We start from the raw sequence: 12,774 nt of genomic DNA on the forward strand, positions 1-12,774 counted from the left end.
ACACCCATGCGGCTGTTGACCTACTGCATCCCCGGCGACGACACCCCCCGCCCCGGCGCCCTGCTCACCGGGGACCGGGTCGCCGACCTGACCGCCCTCGCCTCCGCCGCCGGCGTCCGGCTGCCCCCCGACCTGCTGGGCCTGGTCGCGGCCGGCGAACCGGCCCTGGCGGCCGTCCGCGACCTGCTCGCCGGCGCGACGGCCGACGGCTCACCGGCCGAGGGCCCCGCGGTCCGCCCGCTCGCCGAGGTGTCGCTGCGCGCCCCGCTGCGACCCGGCAAGATCGTCGGCGTCGGGCTCAACTACGTCGAGCACGTCGCCGAGTCGCACCGCACCCTCGACACCGAGCGCGAACTGCCCGACCGGCCGGTGCTGTTCAGCAAGCCCTCGACCGCCGTCACCGGCCCCGGCCAGCCGGTCCTGCACAACGCCGAGCTCACCAAGCAGCTCGACTGGGAGTGCGAACTCGCCGTCGTCATCGGCACTCCCGCCTTCCGGGTGGCCGAGGCCGACGCCCTGCGGCACGTCTTCGGCTACAGCATCGTCAACGACATCAGCGCCCGCGACCAGCGCCGCTCCGGCCAGTGGTTCTTCTCCAAGGGCCAGGACAGCTACGCGCCGTTCGGCCCGGTCGTGGTGACCGCCGACGAGATCCCCGACCCGCAGCGGCTCGACCTGTCCCTGCGGGTCAACGGCGAACTGCGGCAGGACTCCAACACCCGCCACATGCTGTTCGGCATCGCCCGGCTGATCGCCGACATCTCCTCCGGCGTCACCCTGGAACCCGGCGACGTCATCGCCACCGGCTCGCCGTCCGGCGTCGGCGCCGGGATGGTCCCCCCGCAGTTCCTCCGGCCCGGCGACCTGGTCGAGGCCACCATCGAGGGCATCGGCACCCTCGCCAACCCCGTGGTCGACGCCCGCTGACCGGCCGCCCACCCCCGCAGAGGAGCCCGCCCCGATGACCACCAGCTACCGGATAGGCCAGATCGTCCCGAGCTCCAACGTCACCATGGAGACCGAGGTGCCCGCCCTGCTCCGCGCCCGCGAGCAGGTCGCACCCGAGCGCTTCACCTTCCACTCCAGCCGGATGCGGATGACCCGGGTCACCCCCGAGCAACTGCGCGCCATGGACGCCGAGTCCGACCGGTGCGCCGCCGAACTCTCGGACGCCCGGGTCGATGTGCTCGGCTACGCCTGCCTGGTCGCGGTGATGGCCACCGGCCCCGGCTACCACCGGGAGGCCGAGCAGCGGCTGCACCGGCGCACCGTCGAGAACGGTGCCGCCGCGCCCGTGGTCACCAGCGCCGGCGCGCTGGTGACCGGGCTGCACACGCTCGGCGCCCGGAAGGTCGCCGTGGTCACCCCCTACCTGCGCCCGCTGGCCCGCACCGTCGTCGACTACCTCGGCCACGAGGGCATCGAGGTGGTCGACTTCGCGGCCCTGGAGATCGCCGACAACCTCGACGTCGCCGCCCACGACCCGGCGAAACTGCCGGACATCGCGGCCGGCCTCGCGCACAGCCGGGCCGACGCGGTGGTGCTGTCCGCCTGTGTGCAGATGCCCTCGCTGTCGGCGATCGAGGAGGCCGAGCAGCGGCTCGGCAAACCGGTCGTCTCGGCGGCCGTCTGCACCACCCACCAGCTGCTGCGCGCCCTCGGCCTGCCGGCCTTCGCCCCCGGCGCCGGCCACCTGCTGTCCGGCGCGTTCGCGGAGTCCTGAACCGCCGCCGGGCCCGGACCGCCTCGGCCGGAGCCGGGAACCCGCCCCTGCCGAGTGCCACCGCTATGATCACCACGAGCCGTCGGGAGGAGATCCGGATGACCGAGAGCACGCCCCGGCCGAGCTCGCTGATCCACACCGTCTACGGCGAGTTCGTCCGCCGTCTCGGCGGCTGGATATCCATCGCCGACCTGATCGCCCTGATGGCCGAGCTGGACGTCGACGCACCCGCCGTCCGCTCGGCCATCTCCCGTCTCAAGAAGGCCGGCACCCTGCTCCAGGAGCGCGGCGACGGGTCCGGCACCGGCTACCGCCTCTCCCCCGCGATGGGCCCGGTGTTCGAGGAGGGGGACCGCCGGATCTTCCGCAGCCTGGAGCCCGCCGAGCTCGCCGACGGCTGGGTGGTGGCCGTCTTCTCCGTCCCCGAGTCCGAACGCGCCCACCGCCACACCCTGCGCTCCCGGCTCAGCTGGCTGGGCTTCGGCAACGCCGCCCCCGGTGTCTGGCTGGCGCCCGCCCGGGTCCTGCCCGACGCCCGGCGCCTGCTCGAACGCCTCGGCCTGGACGCGTACGTCCACCTCTTCCTCTCCGCCGAGTACGCCGGATTCACCGATCTGCGCACCGCCGTCGCCGCCTGGTGGGACTTCCCCGCCATCGAGGGCCAGTACGCCGCCTTCACCGACACCTGGCGGCCCGTCCTCGCCGCCCGCGGGAGCGACTCCGGCTCCGGCCCCGACCAGGCCGAGGCGTTCCGCGACTACGTCCCGATGCTCACCCAGTGGCGGCGGCTGCCCTACCTGGACCCCGGGCTGCCCGCCCCGCTGCTGCCGCCCGACTGGAACGCCGTCGCCGCCCGGGCGGTCTTCACCGGACTCCACACCCTGCTCGCCGGGCCGAGCCTGCGCCATGTCGAAGAGGTCACCGGGCTGGTGACCGCCGCCCACCACCGCCAGGAGCCGTGATGACCCAGCAGCCCCACCAGCCCCGGCCCGGCCGACCGACTGCCGATCTGCTGATTCGCGCGGCCGCCGTGCACACCCTCGTCCCCGGCGAGCCGCCGCGGCGCGCCGTCGCCGTCACCGGGGACCGGATCACCGCCCTGGCCGCCGACCCGCACGGCCTGGACGGCCTGATCGGCCCCACCACCGAGGTCGTCGACGCGCCCGGGGCGACCGTGCTGCCCGCCTTCGACGACACCCACACCCATCTGATCCTCGCCGGACACAGCGTGCACGGCGTGCCCGTCCACCGCGCCACCGACCTGGCCGGGTTCCTCGCCCTGCTCCGCGAACGCGCCGCCGCCACCCCCGCCGGGGACTGGATCACCACCACCGTCAACTGGCAGGAGCTCAACCTCGCCGAGCAACGGATGCCCACCACCGAGGAGTTGGACAGCGCCACCGACCGCCACCCGGTCCTGGTCCGCCGCGGCGCCTACAACATGGTGCTCAACTCGGCCGCGCTGCGGCTCGCCGGCATCACCGCCGCCACCCCCGAGCCGCCCGGCGGCGTGATCGAGCGCGACGCCGAGGGCCGCCTCACCGGTCGCCTGATCAACAAGGCGATCGAGCTCGCCGAACGCGTCCTGCCCCGGCCCGGCCTCGCCGAGCGGATCGACGGACTGCGCGCCGCCTCCGCCGCCTACGCCGCCACCGGGATCGGCACCGTCCGCGACTGCCTGGTCCCGGTCGAGGACCTCGACGTGCTGCGCGCCGCCCGCGCCGAGGGCGCCCTCTCCGTCCGGGTCCGGGCGCTGGTCTCCGGCTTCGCCGTCCGCACCCCCGAGGAGGTGGAGGCCCTGCTCGACCGCGTCGACGCCTGGCGCGCCGCCGGCCACGATGACTCCGAACTCTCCGTCTGGGGCGTCAAGTTCGGTATCGACGGCGGCTTCGAGGCAGGCGCCCTGGAGGAGCCCTACCAGGGGCAGCCCTGCTATCACGGCCGACTGCTGTGGGAGCCGAAGGAGCTGGCCGACGCGGTGGACCGGGTGGTCGGGCGCGGACTGCGGGTCGGCGTGCACGCCTGGGGCGACCGGGGCCTGCGCACCCTGCTCGACGTCTTCGAGGAGGTGCTCGCGCACCGCCCCGGACTGCCCGCCGGCACCCTGGTCGTGGAACACGGCGGGCTCGCCCGCGCCGAGCAGCGGGCCAGGGCCGTCGCCCTCCGCATCCCCGTGACCGTGCAGCACCCGCTGCTGCACGACGGCGCCCCCACCCAGCAGCGGGCCTGGGGCGAGGAGCGCACCCGCGCGCTGTTCCCGCTGCGCGAGTGGCTCGACGAGGGCGCGATGCTGGCCGCCGGTTCGGACTTCCCGGTCGGCCCGTACGGCGCGATGCTGTCGGTCTGGGGCATGACCACCCGCCGCACCGTGGCCGGGGTGGTCGGGGCGGAACACACGATCGAGCGGTCCGAGGCGATCGCCCTGCACACCTCGGCGGCGGCCCGGCTGACCGGGGAGAGCGCGGACCGGGGTGCCCTGCGGCCGGGCGCGTTCGCCGATCTGACGCTGTGGCCGAGCGACCCGCTGAGCTGCCCGGTCGAGGAGCTGCGGGGGCTGCTGCCCGACCGTACGGTGGTCGGGGGGCGGACCGTGCACCGGCGCTGATTTCTCGTCAGTCCCCTTTCGTGCGGGCGGGGTTGTCGAGCGGCCGCACCTCCTGGAGCAGGCCCCAGGTGAAGTCCGCCGTGCGGGCCTGCGGCTGCCCGTCGGCGTCCGGGGCCGTGAAGTCCAGCCGGAACCGGTTCGGCGCACTGCCCTCGCGCGGCACCGCGGGCGGGAACGCCGCGCCCAGATCGGCCACCACACAGCTCCACGGCTCCAGGTCGGCGAGCGCGCGGAGCACCGGCGGCGGGGTGTCCGCCACCCGCACCAGCCAGGCGTTCAGCACCGGCGCGCCCGCCTCGGCGGGACCGGTCAGGACCTCGAACCGCAACCCGGGCCAGAGCGGCAGCGCCCACTGCCGGGCGGCGCACGCCAGGTCCCCGATCCGCCGCTCCACCACGGCCTCCGGCGGCCCGAGCACGGCCGTGTACCGACGCCCGCCGCCCGGGAACCCCGGCGCCCTGAGCATCGCCTGCCAGCGCTTGTTCGCCTCCCGCATCCCCGCCCTGGTCTCCCCCAGTCGGCGGACCGCGTCCTCGACCAGCTCCGGCCGGAAGTCCGCCATCCGGCGCAGCAGGACCAACTGGAACTCCGTCACCCCGAACCCGTGCACCCCGGCAGGCTACCGGGCGGGCCGCCCCGCGACCGGCCGGACACGACCCACGGACACGACCGCACGGACACGACCACCCGGCCCGTGCCGCACGGTCAGCCGGTGTCGCCGCCGCCGGTCGGGTACGGCGCGAAGGTGCTGCTGTGCTCGTCCACCGCGAGCGGGCGACCGATCGGCGGGGCGGAGCGCTGCGGGCAGGCGGCCCGTTCGCAGACCTTGCAGCCGAGGCCGATCGGCGTGGCCGCGGCTTCGTCGGTGAGGTCGAGACCGGCCGAGTACACCAGCCGTGAGGCGTGCCGCAGTTCGCAGCCCAGACCGAGGGCGAAGGTCTTTCCGGGCCGCCCCCAGCCGCCCGGCGAACGGGTGACGGCGCGGGCGGTCCACAGGTAGCGGCGGCCGTCCGGCATCGCGGCCACCTGGACGTGCACCCGGCCCGGGGCGGCGAAGGTCTCGTAGACGTTCCACAGCGGGCAGGTGCCGCCGGTGCGGGAGAAGTGGAAGTCGGTGGCGGACTGCCGCTTGGAGACATTGCCCGCCCGGTCGACCCGGACGAAGGAGAACGGCACCCCGCGCAGACCGGGCCGCTGCAGGGTGCTGAGCCGGTGGCACACCGTCTCGTGGCCGACCGAGAAGTGGTCGGCGAGGTGCTCCAGGTCGTAGCGGGACGTCTCCGCCTCGCCGTGGAACGCCCGGTAGGGCAGCACCAGCGCGGCGGCGAAGTAGTTCGCCAGGCCGATCCGGGTGAGCGCGTGCGCCGGGGCGCCCTCCGGGCTTTCCTGCGCGGCGAGTTCGCTGAGCAGCGCGTCGTGTTCGAGGTAGCCGAGCTGGGTGGCGAGCCGGAAGGCCTGCTGGCCGGGCCGCAGCCGGGGCGAGAGGTGGAGGGTGCGGCCAACCGGGTCGAAGTGGTGCAGCCGGTCGTCCTTCCCGCCTGGCCCGGTGCTCACCCGGACGGAGTGCGCCTCGGCCAGCCGGTCGGTCAGCGCGGTCCGCACCCGGCCCCGGCGGACCCCGATGCGCGCCGCCAACTCCTCCGCCGCCCGGTCCAGTTCGTCGACGTAGTTGGCCCGCCGGTAGAAGAACTCGCGGACCTGCTCGTGCGGATTGCGGGCCTCGGCCAGGCCCGCGGCCGGGCCGCGGTCCTCGGCCAGCACGGCGAGTTGCTCGGCGGCGGTGCGGCGACGGCGGTCCACGTCGAGCAGCAGGGCGGCCACGGCGGGCAGCCGCTGGGCCAGTTCGGCGAGGTCCCCGGCGGTGATCCGCCCGGCGGCGACCTCCTCGCCCAGGGAGTCGCGCAGTTCGGCGGTGAGCCGGGCGGTGTCGGGCGGGGCGAAGTAGCCGGCCTCCACGCCGAACGCCTCGGTGAGCCGCAGCAGGACCGGGACGGTCAGCGGGCGGGCGTCGTGCTCCAGCTGGTTGAGGTAGCTGGGCGAGAGGTCGAGGAGGCGGGCGAGCGCGGCCTGGCTGAGGCCGCGCTCCTCGCGCAGCCGGCGCAACCGCGCCCCGGCGAAGGTCCTGCCCATGTGTCCCGGCCTCCCTGGTCGACGGGCGCCCACCCTAGCCGTTCGGGCCCGCTCCGGCCTTCGCAGCCTTCGCCGATTCGCCGTTCCGGCTTCGCAGAACTTGGCACCCGTCCAGCGGTGACGGCGCCCCCGTCGGCCTGCCAGAGTCGTACCGCGGCCGGGCCCCGAACCCGGACGGCGGCAACCACCGGCCAGAAGCCGGGTGTTGGCGCCCGTCCCCGGCGGACCCACGTCCCGCGGTGTCGCACCGCCCGCCCGGTATCCCGGCCGCACCCGCCCTCCTGGTGGCGGTCATCACATCCTTCGCAGCACATCTCTTCGCAGCGCGACTTTCGAAGCGCGTCCCTTCACAGCACGTCCCTTCACAGCACGTCCCTTCACAGCACACGGCAACGAGCCCGGGAGCGGATCACCATGACCGAGTCGGTACGGCAGCAGCAGGAACGGCGCGCGGCGGAACTGGCCGCCCGGTGGGCGTCCGACCCGCGCTGGGCGGGCATCGAGCGCAGCTACACGGCGGCGGACGTGGTCCGCCTGGCCGGGTCGGTCCGCGAGGAGCACACCCTCGCCCGGCGCGGCGCCGAACGCCTGTGGCAGCAGCTGCACGAGCAGGACTACATCCACGCCCTCGGCGCGCTCACCGGCGGCCAGGCCGTCCAGATGGTGAAGGCCGGGCTGCGGGCGATCTACCTGTCCGGCTGGCAGGTCGCGGCCGACGCCAACCAGGCCGGGCAGACCTATCCCGACCAGAGCCTCTACCCCGCCAACTCGGTCCCGCAGGTGGTGCGCCGGATCAACAACGCGCTGCTGCGCGCCGACCAGATCGACGCCGCCGAGGGCACCGACGGCGGTCCGGACTGGCTGGTGCCGATCGTCGCCGACGCGGAGGCGGGCTTCGGCGGCCCGCTGAACGCCTTCGAGCTGACCAAGGGCATGATCGCGGCCGGCGCGGCGGGCATCCACTACGAGGACCAGCTGGCCTCCGAGAAGAAGTGCGGCCACCTGGGCGGCAAGGTGCTCGTCCCGACCGCGCAGCACATCCGCACCCTCAACTCCGCCCGGCTCGCGGCCGACATCGCCGATGTGCCGACCCTGATCGTCGCCCGCACCGACGCGCTGGCGGCCAACCTGCTCACCACCGACGTGGACGAGCGCGACGCCCGCTACTGCACCGGCGAGCGCACCGCCGAGGGCTTCTACCGGGTCGAGCCGGGCATGGCCCCGGTGATCTCCCGCGGCCTCGCCTTCGCCCCGTACGCGGACCTGATCTGGGTGGAGACCGGCACCCCGGACCTCGGCCAGGCCCGGGAGTTCGCCGAGGCGATCAAGGCCGAGCACCCGGACAAGATGCTCGCCTACAACTGCTCGCCCTCCTTCAACTGGAAGGCCGCGCTGGACGACGACCGGATCGCCAAGTTCCAGCGGGAGTTGGGCGCGATGGGCTACCGGTTCCAGTTCATCACCCTGGCCGGCTTCCACGCGCTCAACCACTCGATGTTCCAGCTGGCGCGCGGCTACGCCGAGCACGGCATGACCGCCTACGTCGACCTCCAGGAGGCCGAGTTCGCGGCGGTGCCGGACGGCTACACCGCCGTCAAGCACCAGCGCGAGGTCGGCACCGGCTACTTCGACCAGGTGAGCACGGCACTCAACCCCAACGCGGAGACGCTCGCCCTGACCGGATCCACCGAGGCCGAGCAGTTCCACTGAGCCACCCCGGCGGGCTCGTCGGGGACGAGCCGCCTTCCGCCGCGCCGCCCGGGGACCCCGTTGAGGGACGGGGCCCGGGCGGCCCCCGACCCGCCTCCAGGAGAACCGGATGAGCCTGCCCACCCGCATCGAGGTCCTCGGCGCCGCCGAGGACCGCTTCGAGGAGGTCCTCACCCCCGAGGCCCTCGCCTTCGTCGCCCGCCTGCACCTCCCCTTCGCGGCCCGCCGCACCGCACTGCTCGCCGAGCGGCGGCGCCGGGCCGACGCCCTCGCCGCCGGCGGCACCCTGGACTTCCTGCCCGAAACCCGCGCCGTCCGGGAGGACGACAGCTGGCGGGTGGCCGGGGCCGGACCGGGCCTGCACGACCGCCGGGTGGAGATCACCGGCCCCCCGGAGCGCCGGATGGCCGTCAACGCCCTCAACTCCGGCGCCAAGGTGTGGCTCGCCGACTTCGAGGACGCCACCTCCCCCACCTGGCACAACCTCGTCTCCGGCCAGCTCAACCTGATCGACGCGATCGAGCGCCGGATCGACGACACCACCGCCGGCGGCAAGCGCTACTTCGTCGGGAACGACCCCGCCACCATCGTCGTCCGCCCGCGCGGCTGGCACCTCGACGAGCACCACCTGCTGATCGACGGCCGGCCGGCGATCGGCGCCCTGGTCGACTTCGGCCTCTACCTGTTCCACTGCGGACGGCCGCAGATCGAGGCCGGCTCCGGCCCCTACTTCTACCTCCCCAAGCTGGAGAACCACCTCGAAGCGCGGCTCTGGAACGACGTGTTCACCGTCGCCCAGGCCGAGTTGGGCATCCCGCACGGCACGATCCGCGCCACCGTGCTGATCGAGACCGTCACCGCCGCCTTCGAGATGGACGAGATCCTCCACGAGCTGCGCGAGCACGCCGCCGGCCTCAACGCGGGCCGCTGGGACTACCTGTTCAGCCTGATCAAGAACTTCGCCCAGCACGGGCCGAGGTTCGTCCTGCCGGACCGCGCCTCCCTCACCATGACCCAGCCGTTCATGCGCGCCTACACCGACCTGCTGGTGCGCACCTGCCACCGGCGCGGCGCCCACGCCATCGGCGGCATGGCCGCGGCGATCCCGCAACGCGACCCGGACGCCAACGAGGCCGCCCTCACCCGGGTCCGCGCCGACAAGGAACGCGAGGCCGGGGACGGCTTCGACGGCTCCTGGGTGGCGCACCCGGGCCTGGTCGGCACCTGCCGCACCGCCTTCGACGCCGCCCTCGGCGACCAGCCGCACCAGCTCGACCGCGGCCGCGAGGACGTCGAGGTGACCGCCGCGGACCTGCTCGGCGTCCACCGGCTCTCCGTCGGCCTGCCCACCGAACAGGGCCTGCGCGCCAACGTCGCCGTCGCCCTGCGCTACCTCACCGCCTGGCTCGGCGGCACCGGCGCGGTCGCCGTGTTCGGCCTGATGGAGGACGTCGCCACCGCCGAGATCGCCCGCTGCCAGCTCTGGCAGTGGCAGCACCACTGCACCCGGCTCACCGGCGGCTCGCTCGCCACCCCGGACCTCGTCCGACGGCTGATCGACCGGGAACGGGCCACCCTGCTCGCCGAGGGCGCCGACCCGGCGCTGCTGGACGACGCGACCCGGATCCTCGTCGACACCGCCCTCGGCGCCGACCTGCCCGCCTTCCTCACCACCGAGGCGTACGCCCGCCACCTCGTCCGCACCACCGCACCGGCCCTGTGACACCGCCCCCGGAAAGGCTCGCCATGAACGACATCCGACGGGTCGCCGTCGTCGGCGCCGGACAGATGGGCGCCGGCATCGCCGAGGTCTTCGCCCGCGCCGGCCTGGACACCATCGTCTGCGAACACGGCTCCGCCGCCCTGCGCGCCGCCCGCGCCCGCATCGACCGGTCCCTGCACCGCGCCGTCGACCGCGGCCGGATCAGCGATCAGCAGCGCACCGACGCCTGGGCGCACCTGCTGTTCGCCGACGACCTCGAAGCCCTCGCCGACCGCCAACTCGTGGTCGAGGCCGTCGTCGAGGACGAACGCGTCAAGACCGACGTCCTCGGCGCCCTGGACAAGGTGCTCGCCGACGACGACGCCGTCCTCGCCACCAACACCTCCGCCATCCCCGTCACCCGCCTCGGCATCGCCACCGAACGGGCGGCCAACGTGCTCGGCCTGCACTTCTTCAACCCCGCCCCGGTCATGCCCCTGGTCGAACTCGTCTCCTCCCTGCACACCGACCCGACCGTCCTCAACCGCGTGCACACCTTCGCCGAGGAGGTGCTCGGCAAGCACGTCATCCGCTCCCGCGACCGCGCCGGCTTCGTCGTCAACGCCCTCCTGATCCCCTACCTCCTCTCCGCGATCCGCCTCGCCGAAGCCGGCCACGCCACCGCCCAGGACATCGACACCGGCATGGTCCACGGCTGCGCCCACCCCATGGGCCCGCTCCAACTCGCCGACCTCATCGGCCTCGACACCGTCCAGGCCATCGCGAAGTCGATGTACGAGGAGTACAAGGAACCGCTCTACGCACCCCCACCACTGCTCACCCGCATGGTCGAAGCGGGCCTCCTCGGCCGCAAGTCCGGCCGGGGCTTCCACCCCCACCGGTCGAGCTGACGGCTCCTCGCCCGTCGGGGCGAGGAGCCGTCCCCATCGGTCTCAATCGGTCTCAACCGATCGGACGGAACGGCAGCACCTCGGTACTGCCACCGAAAAGGACCCGCCCGTACCTGTCCGCGCCGTCGAGCGAGCGATAGCGGAGAACCGGATCACCGGCCCGCACGAGCGCGGTCGCACACCCGAGACACCAGGGCCGCGGCGGCCGCTCGTCCAGATCCTCGATCACCGCGGGCATCCCGCACTGCGCACAGTCCGCCATCAGGGCCTCCCGAGGCCGGTCAGGACCAGGTCGACCCGCACTGGGTGCAACCCCACCGGCCGTCCATCATCTGGTAGGTGGAACCCGATCCGCAGACCGGGCAGGCACGGGCTCCCGCCTCGCGGTCCCGCTCGGGCAGCGTACTGGGCTCGGGGGCGCTGGTGGGTCGGATCTCGGCGACGGGCTTGTCCAGCAGGACGGTGCTCATGGCACTCTCCTCGGGCTGAAGGGGCAGAGGTGCGCCGGCCGGGCAACACCACAGAAGCCGCGTGCGGCCTACAGGCGAATACCGATCGGCTGCCTCCGCACGCCGTGTGCGTGCCTCGCACACTCCGTGCACGCCCTGCCCCTGGCAGCCGGTCCGTCTATACGGTGGCTATCCCGTGCAGTCGAAGGGCGGCACCGTGTCACATCAGCAGCAGATGGGGGCAACGATCCGGGCCGCGCGGTGCGCGCGGCGCATGACGCAAGCCCAACTGGGACACTCCTGCGGGTACTCCGCGTCCGCGATCAGCCGCATCGAAAACGGCGTGCTCCGTCCGGGCGATCAACCTCTCCGGTTGATCGCCCGGACGCTGAACCTGCCGCTTGACGTCGTTCGCAGCCCTCGACCGGATACTCTGGCGGCAGATGTGACTGCAGCTCAGGAGGATGCCATGCTGCGCAGGCAGCTGCTCGTGGCCGGTATGGCGGCGGCAGGAGTGTCCGTACTCCCCTCGACATCTGCGGCCGCCACGCCGCACGACGCATCGGCTCGGATCGTCGGGGCCCTGTACGAGCCCGAGGCGTCGGCGCCGACATCCCTGCAAGAACTCGGCCGGTCGCTCGCGACCGCACGGACCCATTTCACGGCGGCTCGCTACCGGGCTCTCGGCGAAAGCCTGCCGAGCCTGCTCGGCACGGCTCAAGCCACCCGGGACGAGCTTTCCGGCCGTCCCCGCGAGGACGCCCACGCACACGTTTCACGGGCGTGGGTGCTGGCCACGGAACTCGCACTGAAGTCGCATTCGGATGTCGCGTGGCCGGCTGCCGACCGGGCGCTGGCCGCTGCTCAGGCCAGCGGCCACCCTGTCGTGCACGGTGAGGCGGCCCGGGTCCTGGCGATCACGATGCGACGGGCCGGACGGCCGTCCGCCGCCGTCGACCTCCTGCGCCGAACGGCCGACTCGCTCGAACGGGATGGCGACCAGGTGTCCCGGGCCGTAGCCGCCACACTCTTGATGACGGCCGCCTACACGGCGGCGTGCGACCGGCGTCGGAGCGACGCCGTGGACCTGATGACAGATGCCGCCGACACGGTACGCCGGCTCCCTGGCGCCGAGGCCGGGCCGAGAACCCCCTTGTTCACGGTAGACGCCACCAGCACCCAGGTGGACCTGTACTGGATCGGCGTGCACACGGCGCTGGGCACGCCGGACGAGGCGATTGCCCACGCCGCGCGGATCAGTCCCGGGCGACTGCCGACGGTGGAGCGCCAGGCCCGGTTCGGAACGGACTGCGCCCGCATGTGGCACCACCTCGGGGACCACCGCCGTACGTTCGCCGCGCTGCGGTTCACCGAGCGAGTGGCGCCGGAGGAGGTGCGCAGGCCGGCTTTGCAGGCGCTCACCGCAGACCTGCTCTACGCCCCGGTGTCGATCCCCGGCGCTCGCGAGCTGGCCGCGCGCACGGGCGTCACCTCCTGATCCGGCGCGGGCCCTCGCGGCCCGCGCCTCCTGCCGGGGCGCGTGG

General features: G+C 73.9%; 12 protein-coding genes. 8 read left to right on the forward strand and 4 right to left on the reverse strand.

The features are described from left to right. Positions 1-6 precede the first annotated feature (6 nt). From IF01_RS0115575 to IF01_RS0115590, 4 genes are all read left to right on the forward strand, one after another. A complete protein-coding gene (locus IF01_RS0115575) occupies positions 7-927 on the forward strand; it encodes a fumarylacetoacetate hydrolase family protein (RefSeq protein ID WP_030394005.1) in 921 nt (306 codons plus the stop codon). 34 nt (positions 928-961) lie between these two features. Then, positions 962-1,723 carry a maleate cis-trans isomerase family protein gene (locus tag IF01_RS0115580; protein WP_030394006.1) on the forward strand — a complete coding sequence of 254 codons (762 nt, stop codon included), beginning with the start codon at positions 962-964 and terminating at the stop codon, positions 1,721-1,723. Between the two features lie 98 nt (positions 1,724-1,821). After that, positions 1,822-2,685 carry a PaaX family transcriptional regulator gene (locus tag IF01_RS0115585; protein ID WP_051755439.1) on the forward strand — a complete coding sequence of 288 codons (864 nt, stop codon included), beginning with the start codon at positions 1,822-1,824 and terminating at the stop codon, positions 2,683-2,685. Continuing rightward, the gene (locus IF01_RS0115590) at positions 2,685-4,328 is read left to right on the forward strand and encodes an amidohydrolase (RefSeq protein WP_051755390.1); all 1,644 of its coding nucleotides are present in this window, start codon (positions 2,685-2,687) and stop codon (positions 4,326-4,328) included. The genes IF01_RS0115585 and IF01_RS0115590 overlap by 1 nt, the downstream gene beginning before the upstream one ends. Positions 4,329-4,335: 7 nt before the next feature. On the opposite strand, the gene IF01_RS0115595 is transcribed toward IF01_RS0115590, so the two are convergent. After that, on the reverse strand, positions 4,336-4,938 hold the full coding sequence (locus IF01_RS0115595; RefSeq protein WP_030394009.1) for a hypothetical protein: 603 nt from the start codon (positions 4,936-4,938) through the stop codon (positions 4,336-4,338). A 95-nt stretch (positions 4,939-5,033) separates the two neighbouring features. Continuing rightward, entirely contained in the window at positions 5,034-6,458 is a 1,425-nt protein-coding gene (locus tag IF01_RS0115600; RefSeq protein ID WP_030394010.1) for a short-chain fatty acyl-CoA regulator family protein, read from the reverse strand. 414 nt (positions 6,459-6,872) lie between these two features. Between IF01_RS0115600 and aceA the strand changes: the two genes are divergently transcribed. From aceA to IF01_RS0115615, 3 genes are all read left to right on the forward strand, one after another. Next, complete coding sequence (gene aceA / locus IF01_RS0115605) at positions 6,873-8,168, forward strand: isocitrate lyase (RefSeq protein WP_030394011.1); 1,296 nt, start codon at positions 6,873-6,875, stop codon at positions 8,166-8,168. Between the two features lie 109 nt (positions 8,169-8,277). Then, positions 8,278-9,891 carry a malate synthase A gene (gene aceB, locus IF01_RS0115610; protein ID WP_030394012.1) on the forward strand — a complete coding sequence of 538 codons (1,614 nt, stop codon included), beginning with the start codon at positions 8,278-8,280 and terminating at the stop codon, positions 9,889-9,891. A 23-nt stretch (positions 9,892-9,914) separates the two neighbouring features. Next, positions 9,915-10,781 carry a 3-hydroxybutyryl-CoA dehydrogenase gene (locus IF01_RS0115615; protein WP_030394013.1) on the forward strand — a complete coding sequence of 289 codons (867 nt, stop codon included), beginning with the start codon at positions 9,915-9,917 and terminating at the stop codon, positions 10,779-10,781. A 52-nt stretch (positions 10,782-10,833) separates the two neighbouring features. Here the strand turns inward: IF01_RS0115615 and IF01_RS0115620 are convergent, their stop codons facing one another. Both IF01_RS0115620 and IF01_RS0115625 read right to left on the reverse strand, forming a co-directional pair. After that, complete coding sequence (locus IF01_RS0115620; protein WP_244215517.1) at positions 10,834-11,010, reverse strand: hypothetical protein; 177 nt, start codon at positions 11,008-11,010, stop codon at positions 10,834-10,836. A 52-nt stretch (positions 11,011-11,062) separates the two neighbouring features. After that, on the reverse strand, positions 11,063-11,251 hold the full coding sequence (locus IF01_RS0115625; protein WP_030394015.1) for a hypothetical protein: 189 nt from the start codon (positions 11,249-11,251) through the stop codon (positions 11,063-11,065). A gap of 175 nt (positions 11,252-11,426) precedes the next feature. On the opposite strand from IF01_RS0115625, the gene IF01_RS0115630 reads away from it, so the two are divergent. After that, positions 11,427-12,728 (forward strand): helix-turn-helix domain-containing protein, encoded by a 1,302-nt coding sequence (locus tag IF01_RS0115630; RefSeq protein ID WP_244215518.1) that lies wholly within the window; start codon positions 11,427-11,429, stop codon positions 12,726-12,728. Positions 12,729-12,774 lie beyond the last annotated feature (46 nt).

This window comes from Kitasatospora purpeofusca, assembly GCF_000718025.1.
Classification (GTDB): domain Bacteria; phylum Actinomycetota; class Actinomycetes; order Streptomycetales; family Streptomycetaceae; genus Kitasatospora; species Kitasatospora purpeofusca.